Here is a 20,449-nt window from a genome sequence, read left to right on the forward strand (position 1 = left end):
GGGAAATTCAAAGGTACGGAAACTAGGTGGGGCCAACAGGCCACGCTCGTCGGATAACGAGACGTCACGAGTTGGTCTCGCCTGGCACTGTTTGGACCGGTGGAGCTTGAGCGGCCCGCCGCTGGCGTACCAACTCAAGAATGGAACGTTTTTCTGCTGGGGATGCAATCGACCATTTGCCAATCTCGCCCAAAGTTCGTGAACATCCAACGCACATTTGCTGGTGATTCACCTGGCAAACCCCAACGCAGGGCGACTTGGGCGTGTCGGTGGGTGGGATCATGCGGTGCCACCCAGTAACTCGAGGGAATCGATCCAGTCGCCGCTGTCGGACGAGTCCGAATCATCCTCGGATTCACGCCCCGATTCGCTCCACAGCCGATCTACCAGTTCGGTGGATAAGCCGCCCGAATTGGACCATCTCGACGAGTCTTGAACGATCGACGCGAGCCTCGGCGGGCCATTCAGCGCCGATACCTGAGCTTGGTTTGGCTGATTCGGCGTGACCGCTTCGGTGACTGAAGATTCCGCCGAAAGCTGATTGGATCGAACGGGAGGAACATCAGGGGAGTTGGTGACTGGTTCGCCTGATGCGGTTTCCCCGTTCAGATAATTGATCACTTTCAACGCATCCAGGGCGGAAACCCGCCCGTCACCCGAGACATCGTAGAAACGCCCAATCAATTCATTGGGGTCATTGGGTGTCAACAATTCATTGGACTCGCCTGAGTTGAGCCGGTTGATAACGGTCAACGCATCCAGGGCCGTGACTTCGCCATTCGCGTTGACATCTTCGCTGCGAATCGCGTTCTGCCAGGGGGTGCTGGTGATCACTTGGACTTCGATCGTCTCGGACACCAGGCGTTGGCGAACCAATCCGTCTGCGACAAGGGGCACACCGAGTTGCCAGCTTCCGGTCAATTCTAGATTTTGGCTGCCGATGCTGGTGATGGTGGGAGCGTCGGTTCCCAGCAAGGTGGTCAGGCGAGCCGAGTCCAGGCGATAGGTCAGGGGCTCGTCAGGATTGGATGCACCCAGTACCAATTCTTCAAATCCAACCACCCGATTTTGGAGCCAAGCGGCCAGGTCGATCGTGGATCCGCCGCTTTCATTGGCGAGCCCGTCGGATGGTTGAAGGATCAAACGGTCGAATCCTTCTCCCCCGTCGATCGATGTGAACCAAGTGGTATCGAGCACGACGCGATCGTCCCCGGCACCCATTTCAATGGTGACCAAGCCAGGCGCCTCCGCGAGCGAGGCGACCGACAAGGATTGAGCTTGGCCATTCAGGACAACGGCGAAATGTTCGTCACGATTCTCGGATGCCCAAACCGCATCATTGCGAAGATCACGCAGGACCAATTGCTCTGCTTCCAACGCCAGACTCAGGTTGGTGGGTTGGTAGTCGACAAGTGTGAAGGAGTCCTGTTGGGATTCCGCAGAAGCATATCCAGGGTCACTGAGATCACTGACGACTTCGAATCTCAGATCAACCGTTTGGTTGGCTTCCTGCAGGGTGTCCGTATTTGCCGCGACGGTGAGCGTTTGCGGTTCGGACCAGTTGTCGGGGGTAAAGGTCAGCGTGTCCGCACTGAGTGAGAGTTGCGCTCCTGCATCTGCGGATTCAATCAACGCTTCCACTGAAACGGTGACAATCGATGCGGGACGTTGCGACAACCGAATCTCGTACAGATCTGCTGCTTCGCCTTCGATGACCTGCAGCGACTCAAGCAAGCGATGCACCTCGATCCCTGGTGTTTCGTCGTCTTGGATCGAAACATTCGCGTCACCGGCAACCTGGCCGTCTGCGGACACTGTCCAGCGAACGCTGCTGTCGGTGTTGACCGTGCGGTCGTTCAAAATCGAGACCGGGATTCGAACGGAGTCCGCTCCCGCGGGGATTTCAATCGGCGTTTCGATCGCGAAACGGGGGTCGTCGGATTCGAAAGTGATCGGGAGGGACGAACTCAAGTCGGCTGCATTGCGATGGATGACCACCGACGTTGGCTCCGCAGACACTTGGTCCAGGACCACGTTGTCCGCCGCGAAATAGGCGGGAGTGTTCATCCCAAAGTCACCAACATCCGACGAAGAAAGATCGAATCGAAGTTGGGAGGCTCCGTCCAAAGAGGTCAAATCAATGGTGGTCCACTCATCGACGATGTAGTCCAGTGAGTTGTTCTCGAAGCGGTAGTCAGCAAGGTAGAAGTCGACGGTTCCGACGGTCTCACCCGCCAAATCCAGACCGACGATTGTCAACAAGAAGTAGTCCGGGGCGTCGCCCGTTTCTCCACCGAATTGCTTTGCGAAGGAGTCGCCTTGCTGCATTGAGAGTGCCGCGTAGGTGCTGTTCGTCAATGAAATGGACGCGAATCGGGCGTCGGGCATTGTTTCCGGCAGAGTCAGGGTGGGAGCTGAGTCGCCGCTGCCCGCACCGATCAAGAAGGTCTCAGAGGAATCGCCACCGCCGGCCTGATCGCCGACGAGGTTTGAATACGCAGCGTATTGGTTGGAATAGCCAGGCGTTGCCACGTCCGTCACGTTGGACGCTGCCCAACCGCTCCAGAAGTCGTACTGTTCGTTGTAGACGTTCGGGAATTCGAGTGGGCCGGAGACGATGGCTCCCGACAGATCGGAGCCGTTGTTGAACGATTCGGGATCGAGGTTCGAGCCTGTGTCTTCCACGTCGATGATGATGCTTTGCGACTCGTTCAACGTTTCAGTCGAATCATGAGTCACCGTGAGCGATCGAGTGTCGTTGTCTTCGATGCTCAATGAGACCGTTTGAGGGGCAAAGCCGTTGGCGGTGGCGGTGATCGCGACCTCTCGATTGCCCTCTGCCAGCAAATTGTCGATCAAACGAACTGGGACCGACACGCTGTCTTGCCCGGAAGGAATGACGATCGTTTCAGGGATCCGCATGTCGGTGCGATCAGCAACCAAGGTCACTTCCAACGGTTCGCTGTTGTCGAGCGTTTGCCGGTGGATGGTGAGTTGCGGCAACCCTTCGCCTGGAGCGGCAAGTTGGACGTCATCCAGTGCGAAGTAACCCGGCGTGTTCATGCCGAATTGGCCCACGTCAGTGGACGACAATCCAAAGTGCAATTCAGTTGCTTGGCCGATCGTTGTGAGGTCAACGGTGGTCCATTCATCAACGATGTAGTCCAGCGAGTTGTCTGCAAAGCGGTAGTCGGCAAGCTGGAATTCGACTTCGCCAATCGACTCGCCATTTTCATTCTTGCCGACAATCGTCAAGACAAACGTGTCGGGATCGTCGCCTGACTCACCACCAAATTGCTTTGCGAACGCGTCGCCGTTGAGCATCGAGAGTGCGGCGTAAGTTGTGTTCGTGACGGCGATGGATTCGAACGGTTGAGAATCATTGGAACGCCGGATGATGGCGTCGGCGCCGTTGTATCCGATGGCATAGGTGTTCGATTCGCGAGCACCCTCGCCGGTGATGGCAGCGTATTGGTTGAAGAAACCGGGGGTGGTGGTGTCTGACCCGCGACTGATCGCGAACCCGGACCAACTGTCAAAGCCATACGCGTTGCTAAACGAATTGCCAAACGTCAGTTCGCCATCGACGAAGACACCCGCTTGTCCAGCGTTGTTGTTGAATTCATCCGCGACCAAGGTTTGCCCAAACGACTCGAAATCGCCGATCGTGGTGGAATCGGATTCCAGCAGTGGTTCGGTTGGTCCGCTGATCGTCAGCTCTGGCGAATCAGAGTCCAAGACGGTGGTTGCAAGTCGTGCGGTATCAAAGCCTGGCGTGCTGGCTTCGATCGTCCAGTCCAAACTGCCGGTCAATGTCTCGTCTGGCTGGATCAGCCAGGTCAATTCCGCGGAAGTTGCTCCCGCGGGGATGGTGACTTCCAGGGGCCCATCGAGGCGTTCGGTGAGTGACTGTTCCAGTGTGACCGTGATCGATTCGGACACGCTGGATGCGGGGCGAGTGACCGACAAGCGTACCGACTGCCCTTCAGTCACTTCGTTCAAGGCGACGCCCTGCGAGTCAAGGAAAGCCAGCACGAAAGTGGGGGCTTCATCGTCGATCACGGTGAAATCGAATTCGGCATTGCCGGCGTTCGCATTGGATGCGACCACCGTGAACGTGTGACGGGTGTTTGCGACGTCATTGTCGATCAACCCAATGGTGACTTCGACGGAATCAAATCCGCTCGGAATCACAATCGAAGCCGGCATCGTTAGCAACTCTGGATTCGGGTTGGTGAGCCCGATGGTCATGGGTTGGTCGAGTGACGCATCATTGCGATGGATGATCGCGGTGACGGTTTGGCTCGGATTGGCTTCTTCCAGGGGAGACGCTGGGTTGGAGGCGGTCAACGCACGCGTGTCGTCATCCAGAAGTTCGACTGTGGCAGCGGATTCAGCGTGACCTTCCGCGGTAGCGACCAATTGAACCGATTGGGTCGGTGAGAACTTTTCATCATTCGTGATCGAGATGACCACCGAAACTTCCCGTTGGCCTGCTGGGAACGTGAGCGAGGCAGGGTAGTTCAACCGTGAATCGGGCTGGGCAGAAAGGGAAACGGTCAACGGGGATGAAATGTCGACATCGTTGCGGCGAAGCGTCAGGGTGGTGGCGGAGGCCCCTTCGGTTTGTTGCAAAGAACTGCTCGAAAAGGCGAGACCCGTTGCATCGTCATCGAGCACGTTCAGCTCTCGAACGCGTGGGGCTTGCAATTCAGCTGTTGCAGTGAATGCAACCTGTTGGTCTGGGCCAGCCAGGTCATCGTCCGAGCTGGAAATGGTGAATTCAGCGTAGTCGGCGCCCGCTGGAATGGTGACCTGAGTTGGCAGGCTCACCAGCGAGCTGTTCGAGTTGCTGATCGAGACGGTCATCGGCGAACTGCGATCCAGAGCAGGCCGTGAGACTCGCCCGGTCATTGATTCAGATTCCACGAGCGACGCGTCTTCGATGTCCAAGGCGACCTGCGGGCGTTTGACGACCACGTCATCGACCGCAAAGTAGGTTGGTGTGTTGATTCCAAAGTCGCCGACGTCCGAGGACCGAACTTGGAACTGCAGTGCTTGAGCATTTTTAAGCGACGACAAGTCGACCTGAATCCATTCATCCACGATGAAATCATCAGCCGGGTTCTCGAACCGGAAATCGGCAAGCACGGCGGTCACGGTGCCGATGGATGCGCCCGCGTCGTCGAGCCCATGGATGTCGACTTCGTAGAAGTCTGGATCCGTTCCGTTGTCGCCACCAAATTGCTTCGCAAATTGGTCGCCTTCGGTCATCGAAAGTGCGGCGTAGGTCGTGTTGGTGATCCATAGCGAATCAAACTGGGAACCGACTTCCGGATCCAGTTCGAGTGTGGGGCGGTTTTCGGGGCTGGCATACTCGGAATAGAAGCCGACGGCGTAGGTGTCGGATCCAGCATGGCCTTCACCTGTGAAAGCACTGTATTGGTTCGTGAATCCAGCGGTGGTGGAGTCGGTTGCCTTGGAAATCGACCAACCCTGCCAACTTCCATACAGCGAGTTGTAGTCGTTGTTCAGCGACAGTTCTGCTTCCTCGAATCCGTTGGACGCTTGGTTGGAGAACGGCGAGGCGCCGAGCTCAGAACCCAAGGTTTCAAAATCGATGATGGCGGGGCCTGTTTGTTTGGCGTGCAGCACTGCGACGCCATCGACATCCAGTCCCACGCTGCCCATCGTGGGCGTGGGGTCGTAGATCGGATCGCCTTGTCCATCCAGCGAGGTGCCGTCACCAAAAATGTCGACCAACCGAACGTGAGTGATGGCGGTGACGTCGAGTCCGGCGGTGCCGCGAAGTTCTTGGAGGTCAAACGGCGTGCCAAATCCACCGCGGTACTTGCCCGCCAAGTTGTTCAAGTTGGTTGGATCAACGGCCCCGAATGCAGCGACAGCCGAGTCCGTGCGAGAATCGCTTTGAAAGCGAACGAAGTTGACTCCGTCCGATGAAACTTCCACGTAGCCAAGTTCGAGAAACGTGTCCGAAAAGGAATTCTCAAACACAGCGAAATCGAATCCCAATCCATCTCGAATGGGATCATCAAAGGTCAGCGTCAGGGTTCCTGACCTTCCCAGCGATACGATGCTGCCGGATTGCCCTTCCGCAGGACCGAGAGCTTGAGAGGAATCCTGCCAAACTTCATCCACCGCGGCTCCCGGGGTGTAGTCCTCCACGCCGGTGGCCCATCCCACGATGGCGGGCGATTCGCGATCGATTGCGGATGAGCCCACTTCGCCCGCAGCGGGGGCGTAAGGGCCCGCGGCAAGAAGCTGACGCGACTCCAATTGTTCGATGGTCAGATGCAACTGTTGGCGACGAGCGAAGCGACTTGGCTTGAGCGGGTTCACGGCAGATCCAGGGAGTGTTTGATTCAATGATGTGTTACAGGGTGGCGTCGTCATGCCCGGCGCGCGTGCAGAGCGCGGCCAGGATCTCTAAGTCGAGTTGCTCGGTCAGAAAGGTGACCGAGCTGTCCGCGCGGAGGACCATCACGCCACCAACGTGAAAGCTACGCATGTCGTTTTCAAATGCGGGGGCGTGGTTGATCGGGAAGGCTTGATCAAACAAGTTGCGTCCGTTGATCCATTGCCCGTCCGGAAACGCGGCATCCTCCGAGACCATCACGGTGTTCGAGCTGCCATCCAAGATGTCTCGCATCGCGAGGGCTCGGTCGTGCAGCATCATTCCGTTGGGTGGATCGTTCCGGCCCGTGATGCGTTGACCGTAGATCCCGCCGTAGTCGGACGCCCCGCGACCTTGCATCCGACCGTCGGTCCGAGGCGTGCTGGGGCATAGGAAGTTCGGCAAGATGGTTGCCGCGGCGAGTTCATTTTCAGGGGCATCAAACGGTCGTTTGAAATCGATTTGTTCGTGCAGTCCTGATTGTTCCAGGAACGGCAAGACAAACGCCGACCAAGCCAATTGTTTCCCGTTGGGATACTGAGGTCGGACCTCAATCGCACCCGGCGGAAACTTGTTGTGGGCGGCATGGTAGTTGTGCAGGGCCAAACCAATTTGATGCAAGTTGTTTTGGCACGATGCACGTCGCATGGCTTCTCGCGCTGCCTGGACGGCGGGCAGAAGCAAGCCAATCAGGACGCCGATGATGGCGATCACGACCAGCAATTCCACCAAGGTGAAACCCCTGGCGAAAACGCTTCGGTAGCGGCGGCGATGCGAACGAGGAGACGGGAGCATGCAAAGCGATCGAGTCAGTTCGAATGGGGACCCATCGCTCGGGTGATCCCGCGCGGAAGTCGCCTTGGTCATTCGGACTGGGATTCAACGAAACAGCCAAGCGAAATTAGATTTCGCCCCGACGCCGATCTCGCCCAAGAAGATCACTTAGCGTCCGTTTCGTGGTAGGTCTTCTGACTCCCGACGCAAACTCGCAAACGCTCGCCTTCTCGTCTGTCACGGAAAATTCCGATCAATGACAATGGCACAAGAGGAATGTTTGCTTGGAAGTCACTGAGTCAGCAACTTCGCGTCGGATACAGCGGCCGGGCCGTCTCGGAATCTCACCGAAGTTCCCTGTTTCCTATGATCCAAGCCTTGGATCAAAGGCACCACGCAACGTTGCCGGTAGTATTCCCAGGTCGGTTCCAATTGTCAATCCAATTCGTTTCGTGGGGCTGGAGTGATTGGCGAATCTGTAGCGATTCTCGATGGGGATGCACCCCAATGGCGGTCGATTATCTCTGATAAATCGGCAAGTAATGGTAGCGAACGCTGAGGCTGAGGATGGCCAAGGCGGTGGCGTAGGCGACCCCCACATTGCGTTCTTCGCCCTGGTGACTGACCCACGATCCGTTGTCGGCTTGCAATCGCAGCAGCAGTTCGGGAACCAGTTGGGCTGCCGTGGTCGCGGCTTCTCCGCCGATCTGGTGCATGCCCTGGGCGTAGTAATACATGCCGTAGAAAAAGAACCGCTCCTTCGTTCGAGGAGGGTGTTCGAGCAGCCAGGCTGCCGCTCCTGCAACCAAGGGGGAATCGTACTGGCCACAGGTTTGCATGGCGAGCAAACCGGCCGCTGTCATTGTGAACGCAGGGTGGTGTGTTCCCGGCGTGTAGGCAAAGCCGCTGGCCTTCTCTCTTGGTTGGCCGTTTTCGTCCAATGGCGAGGTATACGATTCCTTCAAGTATTTGACTGCCAAGTCAATCGCTTCGGAAGGAACGTCCAGTCCATCATTCTTTGCGGATCGCAAGGCCATGACTTGCCAAACCGAAACCGATAAGTCGGAGTCTCTGGAATCGGGTTTGTATCGCCACCCGCCCTGAAGTCGTTGTGGCTTGGAGACAGCTTGCGATTGGAGGATGACCTGGATCGCTTGTACCAAAGCGTTGTGAATGCGTTCGTTTTGGTCGATGGTCGCGCCCATGCCCAAAATCTCTGTCAGCATCAACGTGGTGATGCCATGCCCATACATTCGAGACCCATCGTGGTGGCCAAAGTATCCCTGGGTTTGATTGCGAGGTTGCAACACAAATTCGATGGCGCGGCTCATCACGCGACCCTCAGGAGTCGCTGGTTCCGGAATCGTTCCGATGGATGCGAACGCCATGATCACCAGCGATGTCATGGCCGTTGCATTGCCTCGATCGGCGATCGATCCGTCATCCTTCTGCAATCGCAACAGGAACTGGATGCCCCGGTTCACAGCCTGGTCAATGGCATCGTCAACATAGAGATCTGTCAGGGGGTCTTCCGCGGTGGCCGAAGCGAGAAAGCGACGTGACCCGGGACCAAGTGCGCTTGCACACGTGATGCCGGAGCCAAGCATCGCTTGGGCGAGCCAGGATCGGCGGTCGAGTGGGGCTTGCTGGGGAACTTTCACAGGAATCATCTGTCCGATCGTGGGTTGGATTCACTGGACTTTGCCGCTTCGGCGGAAACGGCTTCGAAGTAGGCCTGCACCGCTCGGCGGTACGTCATCGGAATGCGCACTTTGCGGTCTTGGATGACCTCCTCGGTTTGACGTTCTCGTAGGTCGCCCCAATCCCCGTCCGCGATGTTCCAGTCGCTGGCATCGATCAGGGAGTTGTCAGAGGCTTGCCCGTCGCCGCGGGCAGAGTTGTTCGCTTGGGAACTGCTTGGTTGCGAGGGATCTTGATCCGACGGTTGGGATGGCTCACCGGCTTGTGCAATTTGTTGCAATTGCCGTTGCCGTTGTTGAGCCAGATTGCGGATGGCTTGCTGAGCTGCTTCTGCCAATGTCGAGGAAGCCTGTCCCGACGTTGGCTGCTGACCGGGACTGGCCGGCGAATTGGGCTGGTTGGCCTGCTGGCTTCCCGACGCCTCGGAGGGGGATTCTCCAGCGGAACCTTCCGCTGCTTGACCCGAGGGTTGGTCCTCGGACGTTTGCTGCGACTGGGATGGCTCAGACGGATCGGATTGGTCGTCACTGCCTGCCTGTTCCGGGGGCGGTGAATGGAGGGCTCGGTCCAGTTCGTCCAACGTTTTGGCCAGTTTTTGACTTTGCGAGGAAGCTGGGGCGGCATCCGGAGTGGCGGTCGAGTCGCCTTCGCTGTTGACTGGATCGTTGCTTGTTTGCTGGGCGAGTGCATCTGCTTTCGCTTGCAATTGCTCGGCCGCTTGAGCGAGCTGCTGATTGGCTTGGCTGGCTTCACCGGACTGCAAAGATTCTTGGGCCCCGGTCATTGGTTGTTGCCGGACCGCTTCAATTTCCGTTGCAACCTCGTCGAGTTGTTCAGCGGAAGTCTTGTTGCCCAGTCGTGCTTCGTGGCGTGCGGCTCGTCGAAGTTCTTCCGTTGCCATCGCGACAGACTGTTGAAGTCGTTGTTGCTGATCGGCAATGGGTTGAATCGAGGAAGCGGGGGGAGCGAGCGATTCGTCGATCGCGAGCGATTTTTGGTTGGAGTCGAGCGATTCGGCGAGGTGCTGCAATTCTTCGGTGGCTTGCTGAGTGACTCGCGAGAGCAATTCAGCAGCGGGGTTGGGGGCATCCAAGTTGGCGACCGCTCGGTTGCGGGCATCTTCATACCGCTGTTTCGCCTGCCGCTCCGATTCGCGAGCCAAATCGCGAGTTTGCTTGGCAGCTGCCGCCGCGGTTGCTACGTTTTCGACTTGGGCTTGTTTGTCCGCCACGTTCTTTTCTGCCCATTCTTCCCCAGGGTGCTTTTGCTGTTGTTGCTTGGCTTGATCGAGGCTTCGCTGAGCATTGCGTTCTTGGTTTTGAGCTTGTTGGATTCGGCGGCCAGCCTCATCAACATTGCGATGCCACTGTTGGTTCTCGTTCTGAAGCGATTGCAGGTATTGGTTCTTCCCCCGTCGTTGCATGGCTTCCAATTGTCGAGCCGCTTTGGCACGTGATTGCTCGTTGTTGTGCAGAGATTGTTTCTGCATCTGCCGAGCCTTCTTGTTGATCGCGGCGGTTTGTTTTGAGGCATCCTGAACCGCCTCCCGAAGGGACTGGTTGGCGGCTTGCAGGTCGTCCAACAGGGCCTTGTCGTTTTGAACCTGTTTGCTTGCTTGCGTTGCCTGGGAGAGATCTTCGCGAATCTGTTGGATTGCTCGCTGTGTCGCATTTTCGTTGGACCATCCACTGGCTTGCTCTGCCATTGCCAGCAAGTGATTCTGGACAGCATCGGCGCGATCCGAGAGGGAACGCAACTCATCTTGAGCGATGCGTTTCTGTTCGGAAAACTCTGCGTCGGAGCGTTCCAAGTTGCGACGCAGTGACGTTTCTTCGTTCGCCGCTTCGCGAATCATTTGTTCGGCGGCACGGACCGTCTGCTTCGTGATGTCCTGCAGCGACTCTTGCATCGGTTGGTCCGTGGGCAGCTTTTTCTCAAGTTGTTCGAGCAATTGCTCGGGAGTCATCTGGTTGGCTTGGGCGACCGCTTCCGCTGCGTTGAATTGGTTGTCCATTGAGGGGTTCGCTTCCGAAGTTGGGGCCAGTTCGTTGAGCGCGTCCCGAGTCTGGGAGGCATCCTCGCCCTGGTCGATGGCTTCGAAGTGATCGGCAATGGTTTCCAGTGTTTTCGAAAGATCATCGAGTGATTGCGATGCCTCTGCCGGTTGGTTTTCGCGGAGCTGGCTGGCGACTTGTTCGGTTTGCTGTTCAATCGCTGCGATGGCCTGGTCGGCATCGCGGGCAGCCTGCGCGTCGTCCGCTTGGGAGTAGTCCGCGTTGTTGGCTCGGTCCGCCAATTGTTCGGCGATCGAGCTGACCTGTTCCTTCAAATCGTCAAACTTGGATTCCGCCTCGGCCGCGACTTGTTCGGGGGATTCGGGACGTTTGGATTGGTCTTCTTCGATGGAATCGCTCTGTTGCTTGGCTTCCTCCGCTGCTTCGCGTGCCTGATCGGACAAGCTTGGCGTGAGGCGACGAAGGAATTCACGTGCCTCTTCCATCATCGGATCGAGATCATTCCAACTGGATTGATAGGTTTTCAGGATCGACTCAATGGGAATGGCCGCTGACACTGGCGTTTCGCTTTCCCAGCGACGACGGTTCAAGCGGTCACGGGCTTGGCTGGCGTCTTGATTCCAACGAGTGTCCCGGAGGGGATCAGCGACACTGGGGGCCAGGCCGAGGTGCCGAACCTGCGCCATCGGGATTTCGTTGGCGACTTGGATGTGTTCCAGTCGGATGGGTTGATGGATGATCCCGTCAGCAGAATCGACCGGGTACCGTTCTCGGTCGGCGACGAACTGCCATTGTTTCTCAAAGCGATGCAGTTGGTTTCCAGCGTCCAGCGTCATCACCGCTTTCGAGACTTGGTCGTAGAATGCGACCTCGTCGAGGTCCGAACTTTCCGGCGAGACAAACCCATCGGCTGTGATGGCGTCCAGGGTCCGGACGATGAGGTCGAGATCCGAGCTGGCGGTCACCTGCGAATCGCTTCTCGCTTCTTCGAAACGTTCCGCATGTTGCAGCCGGTGCAGGATTGTCTCGCGAAGTTCCTGAAAGGATTCTTGGTGAAGTCGTTCGACGGATTTCGATTCGGCCAACTCATTGGAGTCGCCGCGTTCGGCGAGTGATTCCGATTTGCGTTGTTGGTCGCGCCATTGCTTGCCGGTGCGATTCAGCGTCGCCAACTGTCCAGCCCATCCCATGGGTTCCGCGGTGAACTCCTTCATTGCGGAGGCGATTCGGTTGGCCACGTTGCCGTGCAGCAAACTATGAACTCGCAACGCTTTGACCTCCCCTGCGATTTGCTGCATGGTTTCACGGAAGGGATGCTCGGCATTGCCATCTTGCGAGGTGCGAAGTTTGTCACGAGCGTCAGAGATGATCTGGGTGCGTTGATTCACAAAGCGATGGATTTGCTCATGGTGTCGCTGCACTTCTTCGGGAAGATCCGGTTCCATCAACTTCAGGAGATCGCTGATTTGTTGCAGTTGCTGATGCAGGAGTTCGCTCTGTCCCGGCAGCCTGGTGATGGGGATGTTGGCATCCGCGTCGCCGAGCATTGCGGCGCTGGTTTGAACCGTTTCCATGTCATGGGACAGTCCCATGGCGAGCTCGATGGCCAGGATCGCTTTTGTGAACTCGATCGACCGTGACGACAATTGAGTGAGCATGCGCAGTTTGCCAACGTGCGAACTCGAAAGTCGTTTGCGTTGGTCGGCGGAATCGTCGTTTGGGAATTGCTCGCCAATCTGTTGCCAAGTCTTGTATTGAAGAGCCGTCTGTTCGAGGGCAAACCTGGCAGCCGAATCCAGACGCGACCATTGGTCGATTCGTATCGGATCGTCGATCGAGGCCAGAAGTTGGCGAATGGAGACCGGCGCTGCTTCGTCCAACTCAGGCGAGATTTCATCGGCCGAGGGATTGAATCCAGAAATCGATTCCCACCGGGTACGAAGCTGTTGCAATGGAGCAGACAGATCGGGATCCAACTGGAACGACTGGGTGTCCGGGGACTCAATCGAGGCTTTCATGCTGGTTTGCATGCTTTGACTGATCTGGTTCAGTTCTTCGAACCAAGGCGTGATTTGTTGCGTGAGTTCCTGATGCGCCAACAGGTTGTGATGTCGGTCGGGATCAAAATCCAATTGGGCAATGAAGATGTCAATCCAATTGGATTGACCTCGATGGCCTGCTCGGTCCACGGCGATCAGTCGAGTCTTCAAGCGACTGCCGGATGGCAATTTTGCATCCGCATTTTCGCGACCATCAAAACGAGCCAGATCCCAGTTCAAATCCACGCGAGCGATTGAATCGGGATCTTTCAACTCAATTTTGGTTTCTGTCAGTCCTTCACCTTCCAGCAGAATTTGCTGGATCGCGTAGTCCATCGGAATGTCGTCTTCGAGATGTCCGACCAACGACAGCACCGCCGCTGGGGAGGCAATTTGCCGACGCGGAATTGATTCGTCCCATGCCGCGATGGGGCTGCGGTCGACCACGGGATCAATCGTGTATCTCGGCGAAAATGGATTGTTCAATCCCGTGTCGGAACCCGTTGCATCCAGGCGATAGCTGCCAGGGGTTGAGATGGGAACGGTGATTTCGAACTGCTGATTTTCAGGGGACACAGACGCCAAAGCCAACCCGGAACCACGCGAAGAGAAACGCATCTCCGCGTCTCGAACGGGTTGATCAAATTCCACTCGCATGGTGACCTTGGTCCCGACAAACGCGGTGAGGTCACCGTGGTTCTCGGTGACGGTTTTGTTTGGCAGTTTGGTGTGCGATGGGTACTGATACTCTTTGACAAACGATGTCGCACGCGGGCGAGGTTGCGGGGTCAGCGTGTACCAGAGGGTTTCCGCATCTCCGGCGAGAATCCGATATTCAACCGCAGATTGCTGGACCGGTAGATTTGCCGAATAGGTTGGCAGCTGGGGGGCGTCCAAGGCTTGCTTTGGGTGTCCTTCATCCGCAAGGTTTTCGTGCGAACGTCGGACCATGCGCTGACGTTCTTGTCCCAGTTCGTCGCGGGTTTCGAGCCAGACATCGGAACGGCCCAAACGGTCCACTCCCACCATCACGCCGACCAGATCTCCTTCGGCAACCATCGCGGATGGTGGGTTGGGGTGGAGCAAATGGATTTTGGTCAGGGAGGCTCGTTGGATGGGGGCGATTGGCAGCAAGACGCGCGCAAAGCGACGTGGCAATTCCAGCGTGGGGATCAATCCCAACGCCGTGATGACGACGAGCAAGGAGAACAGCACCAACAAGGCTTGTTGGATCAGTTTCCAAGGCAATAAACGTCGCACTTCGACATCGCCCAGCTGCTCGGCGACATGCGATTGAAGTTTCCGTCTGAAGTCGGGTGAGCCGTTGAGATGGTCGACTTCACTGAGTTCGACGGCGGACAGGATTTGACCGCGAAGTTTGGTTTGAGCGATCTCAAAGCTTCCAGCGACTTCGGCGGGTGAGCTTTGGAACGCGGAAGCGATCCCGTTTCGGTAGGCTGCCCAGCCGGCGGCAAGATACGCAAGCAGGCTCAGCAAGACGCGTGGCAGGGTGGTTGGACGTACAAAATGGTCGATCAACGTCAGGGCAACCATGCCGGTGATCAACACGGCCACACCCACGGCGACACCACGGCACACTTGCAGGGTGGCACGCCGTCTGGCGAAGGCCCGCAGCTTGTCGCGGGTGGCGGGCAGCAGTTCGCTGGGGGCCTGGTGGTTCGTTCTGGGCAATTCGCCCAGCATCCCGTAGGGCAATTCGCTCATACCAATCCCACCTTTTTGCGCATCCACCATTCGGCGGCGAGAAGTCCCAGGATGGCCACAAACAGCCACCATGATTCCCACATCAACGTGTCTGTTTCAATGATTTGGCCTCGAGACAACGGCAGCAGTTGACTCAGCATCTCCGCTGCGGACGATTCGTGGACGTACGTGCCACCGCCGGCGCTGGCAATCTCTTTCAGGGTGTCCTCGTCCACCGCAACACGATCCAGTTCACCTTTGCGAGAGGGTTCCACCCAAATCGGGGCGGTTGCTTTCAAGGCGGAGGCGTCATAGCCACTGACGCGAACTCGCACGTGGTAGGCACCTGGCGGGAGGGAATCGGTTTGAGCCAGGTACGTTCGGCGAGACTCGTCGTCGAGGTTCATGGGCAGGGTGGCAACGATTTGGTCGTCGCGAATCAGCAAGGCATCCACGGTCGCAGGCGTGTTGGGGGACGCTGCCTCACCGAACGACGTTTCATTGTCGAGCAGTCGGACTCGGATCAATGCTGATTGGCCGGACTCGTAATCAATCTTGTCGGTTCCGATCGCCACATAGTCGTCTCGCACGGCGTACGGTGGTTGCATCGCAGCGGTCAGCATCTGATTCCAAAAACGGCCGTGCAGTTGACTCTCGATTTTATAACGCCAACGCCAAGTCTGGTCCGTTGCCAGAAAGAACACGCGGCCGGCACCGAACAGACGTGTGACCAACCAGGGCACCCGGCTTTCGGTTGGAGAAGATGTCTCGGTTGCTTCCACCAGGGCATCTGCCCAGACTTCGGCATCCGCTCGAGCTGTTGTGACGGGAATCACTCCCGGGACCGGCATGCTGCGCCAAAGTTGCTCGTTGGACGCGATCTCAGAACTGAGCAGCATCACTGGTTGAGAACGTCCTGTCGTTGTGGGGCCGATGGACTGAACGGATGGTTGCTGGCGTTGGTATCGAAGCAGATCGTTGTTTTCAGAGGTGTCGGCAGGGTCGATGAACTCGACGGGCAGCAGTTCGTTCAACGACTCGATTCGTGACAGGCGGTTGTACCGGCCGTTGAGCATGATGAGTCCGCCACCGCGACGAACAAATTCTCGTAAACCGTCGGAGTCGGTGTCCGCCCATTGTTCTGGTGGGACTTCGCCCAACACGATCGCGTCGTAGCGGTTCCAGTCTTCGGTCGTGGCCGGCACCTCTCCGTCCTGGTCTCCTCGCGAGATTTGGGGGGAGTCCGTTCCAGGGCCAAATAAAACCGTGTTCACTTGCCAAGCGGGATCCCGAGCGAACAGGTTCCGCAAATAGCGTGTTTCCCACCGTGAAGAGCCGTCGAGGATCAATAGCCGGCGGTCGCGACTGGCCGCTGCAATTCGAAAATCCCAGGAATCGTTTTCGGGTTGGCCCAAGGATGTTGGGACGGTTGGATCGGCTCTGCGAATGGATGCGGTGAAGGGCAAAACCAGGCTGTCGCGGTCCACGCCGCGGGCTTCTTGGTTGGCGAGACGGTTCGTGAGCGGTTCCACCGGAAGGTCGAAGTCGATTTCGGTTTGTCCGTCCTGAGTGGCCACAAAACTGTCGGACCAAACCAGCGTTTCGCCTGATCGAAGTTCGATTTGAAGCGTGTCGTTGGTCACCCCATCATGCTTGGCCACAATGGTTCCGGTCAGGCGACCATCCGCCGCAATTCGCTCGGGATGCAGGACGTTGGTGATGCCGATGTCGGTCGGTTCATCGACGCTGCCCAGGCCAACGGTGTGAACTTGCCAGCCCGACTGCGAAAGTTGCCAAGCCAAATCGGAGGCATCGTCCACGCCGGCGGAGTCGCGACCGTCGGTCATCAGCACGACTGCCAGTGGCGAGGCTGTGGTGTCAGCCAATTCGTCGGTCAGGACGACGGATTGGGCGGGATCACTGTTGCCTGACCGCGGCACCATGGGACGCAACGCGGCTGACAAATTGGTGGTGGCCCCGGTGGCTTCCCCTAGCATGATTTCGGTCGATTGACGTTCGGTTTCAGTGTCCAGATCGTAGGATTTCCACCGTGGGTGAGCGGTGGCGTCAAAGCTCATCACGTCGATCAAGTGAGTCGATTGCAGCTTTTGGATCCAACCATCGCTTTCATTTTTGCCGAACAGCATCTCCACGGAACGACGCAGGCGATCGGGGGACTCACGGTCCGACGAGTCTCGTTCGCTCATGCTCAACGATTGGTCAACCGCGAAAATGAGTCTGGCGGGCTGGCCGATGACTTGGCGGTGGTGCCAAATCGGACCGGCCAAGAGCAGGATGGTGAGGATGATCGCGGTCGAACGCAGAGCTGGAAGTGCCCAGGCAGCGGAACCCCCGAGTCGCTTGGTTTCATTCAGGTACAACCACGCCGCAGCCAGTCCGGTGAGGATCGCGATCGCAAAGATGGCCCAGGTCGGGAGATCCCACGAAAACCGCAAACTGGCAAGGTTCGATCGAGGACAATCGGGAATCATCGATGACTCCCTGCGGAAGCGACGGGAGCATTCCAAGCGGTGGCGGCCGATTTGGGACGCCCGGCAAATTGTTGCCAGAGCAGTTCCGCGATCAGGACGAACAGCACCAGGGACATCAGCGGTCGCCAGATTTCTTGGCCAAATCGATCGGTTGCCGTCGCTTCCACCAAGTCTTCGGGTGTGTCGAACAAGCGTGCTTGCAGACGCTCTGCAAAGGTTTCGATTTGGCTGGGTTCCAGGGTTCGGAGATCTGATTCAGAGGCAGGGATTTCTGCGACTCGAAGAAGGGGGGCGGCGGGGGCGTCCGGTCGAAAACGATAGATGCCAGCGATTTGGGTGTGGCTGAAGACGCCGGATGAAACGTTCAGAGCGTCGTTTCCACCAGCGTCACCGGAAAGTGATTGGAATGCGGAACTGGAACCATCCGGCGACGTCACCGTCCAAGAGGCGGTTGCCCCCGGGATCAGCATCGGTTGGCCTGCCACCACGTTCATGGATTCTTGGCTGCCCACCAAGTCCAATATCAACTGCTGCATCATCGGCAAGTAGACCGCACGCAGCGGCAAGGTGGACCATTCTGTATCGCAACCAATGGCAAACTGAATCACGTTGGATCGCCGAACTGCTAAAACGGCTTGGTCTGATGTTCGCAACAAGATTTGAGTGGACTCGGTGGAAGAATCTTCGATCAGCAGTCGACGATACCGGCCGACTCGAACTTCTTCCCAGATGCCATCGCCGGCGTCTTGCAGCGTTCCCCAAACACTCTGCCTGCCGCGAGGGGGTTGGATCGTGAACCCAAGGCGGTCTTGCTCTTCCGCCGTGACGGAGTTCTCGCTTTCCAAGACTGCTTCGATGTCCGAAGCGGTGATGAGTCGATCCAGTTTGGCTGGCAACCATGGGATGTTGTTCCACTGATCAGCAGCCACTTGATCGCCGTCGAAGAAAACCAGCTTTCCATCGTGAGCAAGAAACTGTTCGAGCAACTCGTTGTCAGAGTCATTTCGCGAGTTGATCTGTTTGACGTTGGCAAAGATGATGACGTCGGGACGTTCAGCGGTTTCCATTTGGGTTGACAGTTCAGACGACCATCGCGAGCTCGAGAAGACTCGACTGCTGACCAGATCGGAACGTGCATTCTGGCCTGGCCGTGCACTCTCATTGACGCTGGCAAAGGCAAAGGGGCTGAGCGCCAAACGCAAAAAGTCGGTTTCGCTTTGCAACGGTTCGTTGGATGGATTTCCATCGACCAACCACACCCGGATTTGGGGCAGGACGTTGAATGCAAGTCTGCGGCGATTGTCCGCCGCGATCGCGTCGGTGTGTTCGACGGCGAACGCCAGCGAATGGTTTCCGGCTGTTTCCGGGGTGTGTGCGAACGAGAGCGTGGATGAACTGCGAGGAGCGATGTCGAGGGTTGCGGTTTGCACGGTCTGCCCATCGTAGAACCATCGCCCAGTCAATCGACTGACCGAGCGATCCGAATCATTCCGGATCTTTGCGGTGAAGTTGACCAACCGATCTTTCAAAACCGCTGGGGCGTTGGCGTCGAGTGATTCGACCACCAAGTTGTCCAGCATGGCGTCGGCTTGAGAAACGTTGAGGAAGTCGACTCGCGGTGGCGGTGTCATGCGATCCAGTTGAACGCGCGCGTCTTCGACCGCATCGATCCATTGATTCCCAGCAGCCAAACTGTTGGATTGAAAGTCGCCGCAAATCACGATGCGGCGGTTCGGATGCGAGGCCTCTTGGCATGCGTCCAGGCAAGTGTCCAAGGCTTGGACGTAGTCTGAGGGAGGACCGTCGAAGGGAAGTTCGGACAAGTCAACCAAAGCATCGCGTGGGGCGGATCGCTGGATGGGTGCAGTGAGCTGACTGGCCAGAATCACGATCACTTCGTCACCGCGTGATAGATTTCCAATCAGTCCGGTGGCTGCTTTTAGAGCGCGGTCGTGGCGTCCGGCAGCCTGCATGGAACGACTGTCATCGACACACAGGATCAGCGTCAGCGGTTCGGACCCGGGCAAGGCGCGAGCTGAAGAGAGCAATGGACGAGCCATCGCGAGCGCCAGCAAGATCGGAATCGCACACCGCAGCGCTAGCAGGATCCATTGATGCCACTGCATGCGTCGGCGGTTTTTCGCAACGACGTCCTGAAGCAAGAACATCGCTCCCCAATCCATGGATCGATAGCGACTGCGAAACAACAGGTGGATTGCCAGGGGAACCACAAAAGCCAGTGCGCCGGCGAGCAATCCGAGGTTGAGGAAATTCATTTGGAAGAATTGCCCTCTGCCGAGGAGTTCGGTTGGGAGCCCGCCAAGACGGAACCGGGGAAGGTCAGTGAACCACTGACACCACCCCCACGCCGCAGTGTCACGAACCTCGCAAGGGCGTCGACGACAGGAACGTCGGTCGTGATCATGGCGTGGTCGACGCGGTTGCGGCGGCAGGCTGCTTCGATCGTCGCGTTGTGACGCTTCAGGGACTCGATGTAGCGGGAGCGGATTTGTCGCGAATCGATGATTTCGCGATGATCGGTGTTCTCCAAATCGCGAAATTCGATGCGGTCATGGAAGGGGAAATCGACTTCATCTGGATCGAGGATTTGTAGAAACACGACCTCTTGTCGTTGGGCTCGCAAGGCCGCAAACGCTTTGCCGAGTGATTCAGGATCGCCAAGGCCATCGGATATCAGAACCACCAACGAACGTCGTGGCAGTTTCAGCATCGCTTGGCGGATGACTGTGCCCAAGTCCGTTTCACCGCCACCAGAATCACCGGCCAGAATCTTCAGCAAGGCTTGGAGGTGCGACGGCATGGTTCGCGGCGGCAACGAGTCACTGATCTTGTCGGCGAACGTCATCAATCCAACCGCATCTTGGCTGGAGAGCATCATGTATGCGATTGCCGCGGCGATCGCGGTGGCGTAATCCTGCTTGCGATTGCCCAGGGAGGCACGGGAGTCTGTTAGTTGCAACGCCCGACTGCCGGCGTATTGCATGCTGCCGCTGCGGTCGACCAACAGTGTGCATCGTAAGTTGGTCTCTTCTTCAAATTCGCGAATGTAGAGGCGATCGCTTTTGCCGAACGCACGCCAATCGATGTTCCGCAGTTCATCGCCGGGCACGTAGGGACGGTGCTCTTTGAACTCGACGCTGGAGCCTTTGTGCGGTGATCGGTGGCGACCCGCGGTCAGCCCCTCGACAGCCTGTCTCGCGATCCACTGCAACGCGGCGGCACGCGACGCATCACGCGCGGTGAACAGATCGGGAAAACGCATGGTGGACTGGGGCGGGAAGGCGGCAA

Annotated in this window: 8 protein-coding genes and 1 riboswitch; all 8 genes read right to left on the reverse strand. The window is 57.5% G+C overall.

Annotated features, from left to right (window positions below; translation table 11 throughout):
• Positions 1–64: 64 nt before the first annotated feature.
• On the reverse strand, positions 65–283 hold the full coding sequence (locus PSR62_RS10705; RefSeq protein ID WP_338020160.1) for a DUF1289 domain-containing protein: 219 nt from the start codon (positions 281–283) through the stop codon (positions 65–67).
• Positions 280–6,360 (reverse strand): DUF4465 domain-containing protein, encoded by a 6,081-nt coding sequence (locus PSR62_RS10710; protein ID WP_274407737.1) that lies wholly within the window; start codon positions 6,358–6,360, stop codon positions 280–282. Before PSR62_RS10710 ends, PSR62_RS10705 begins: the two co-directional genes overlap by 4 nt.
• Positions 6,361–6,394: 34 nt before the next feature.
• The gene (locus PSR62_RS10715) at positions 6,395–7,210 is read right to left on the reverse strand and encodes a DUF1559 domain-containing protein (RefSeq protein ID WP_274407738.1); all 816 of its coding nucleotides are present in this window, start codon (positions 7,208–7,210) and stop codon (positions 6,395–6,397) included.
• Between the two features lie 146 nt (positions 7,211–7,356).
• Positions 7,357–7,601, reverse strand: a riboswitch (cobalamin riboswitch).
• 106 nt (positions 7,602–7,707) lie between these two features.
• The gene (locus PSR62_RS10720; RefSeq protein ID WP_274407739.1) at positions 7,708–8,859 is read right to left on the reverse strand and encodes a prenyltransferase/squalene oxidase repeat-containing protein; all 1,152 of its coding nucleotides are present in this window, start codon (positions 8,857–8,859) and stop codon (positions 7,708–7,710) included.
• Positions 8,856–14,669 carry a peptidase gene (locus PSR62_RS10725; protein ID WP_274407740.1) on the reverse strand — a complete coding sequence of 1,938 codons (5,814 nt, stop codon included), beginning with the start codon at positions 14,667–14,669 and terminating at the stop codon, positions 8,856–8,858. The genes PSR62_RS10720 and PSR62_RS10725 overlap by 4 nt, the downstream gene beginning before the upstream one ends.
• Complete coding sequence (locus tag PSR62_RS10730; protein ID WP_274407741.1) at positions 14,666–17,140, reverse strand: hypothetical protein; 2,475 nt, start codon at positions 17,138–17,140, stop codon at positions 14,666–14,668. The genes PSR62_RS10725 and PSR62_RS10730 overlap by 4 nt, the downstream gene beginning before the upstream one ends.
• Positions 17,137–19,416: a BatA domain-containing protein gene (locus PSR62_RS10735; RefSeq protein WP_274407742.1), complete on the reverse strand. Its 2,280-nt coding sequence runs from the start codon at positions 19,414–19,416 to the stop codon at positions 17,137–17,139. The genes PSR62_RS10730 and PSR62_RS10735 overlap by 4 nt, the downstream gene beginning before the upstream one ends.
• Entirely contained in the window at positions 19,413–20,423 is a 1,011-nt protein-coding gene (locus tag PSR62_RS10740) for a DUF58 domain-containing protein (protein WP_274407743.1), read from the reverse strand. The genes PSR62_RS10735 and PSR62_RS10740 overlap by 4 nt, the downstream gene beginning before the upstream one ends.
• Between the last annotated feature and the right edge of the window lie 26 nt (positions 20,424–20,449).

The sequence above is a fragment of the Rhodopirellula sp. P2 genome (assembly GCF_028768465.1).
GTDB lineage: Bacteria > Planctomycetota > Planctomycetia > Pirellulales > Pirellulaceae > Rhodopirellula.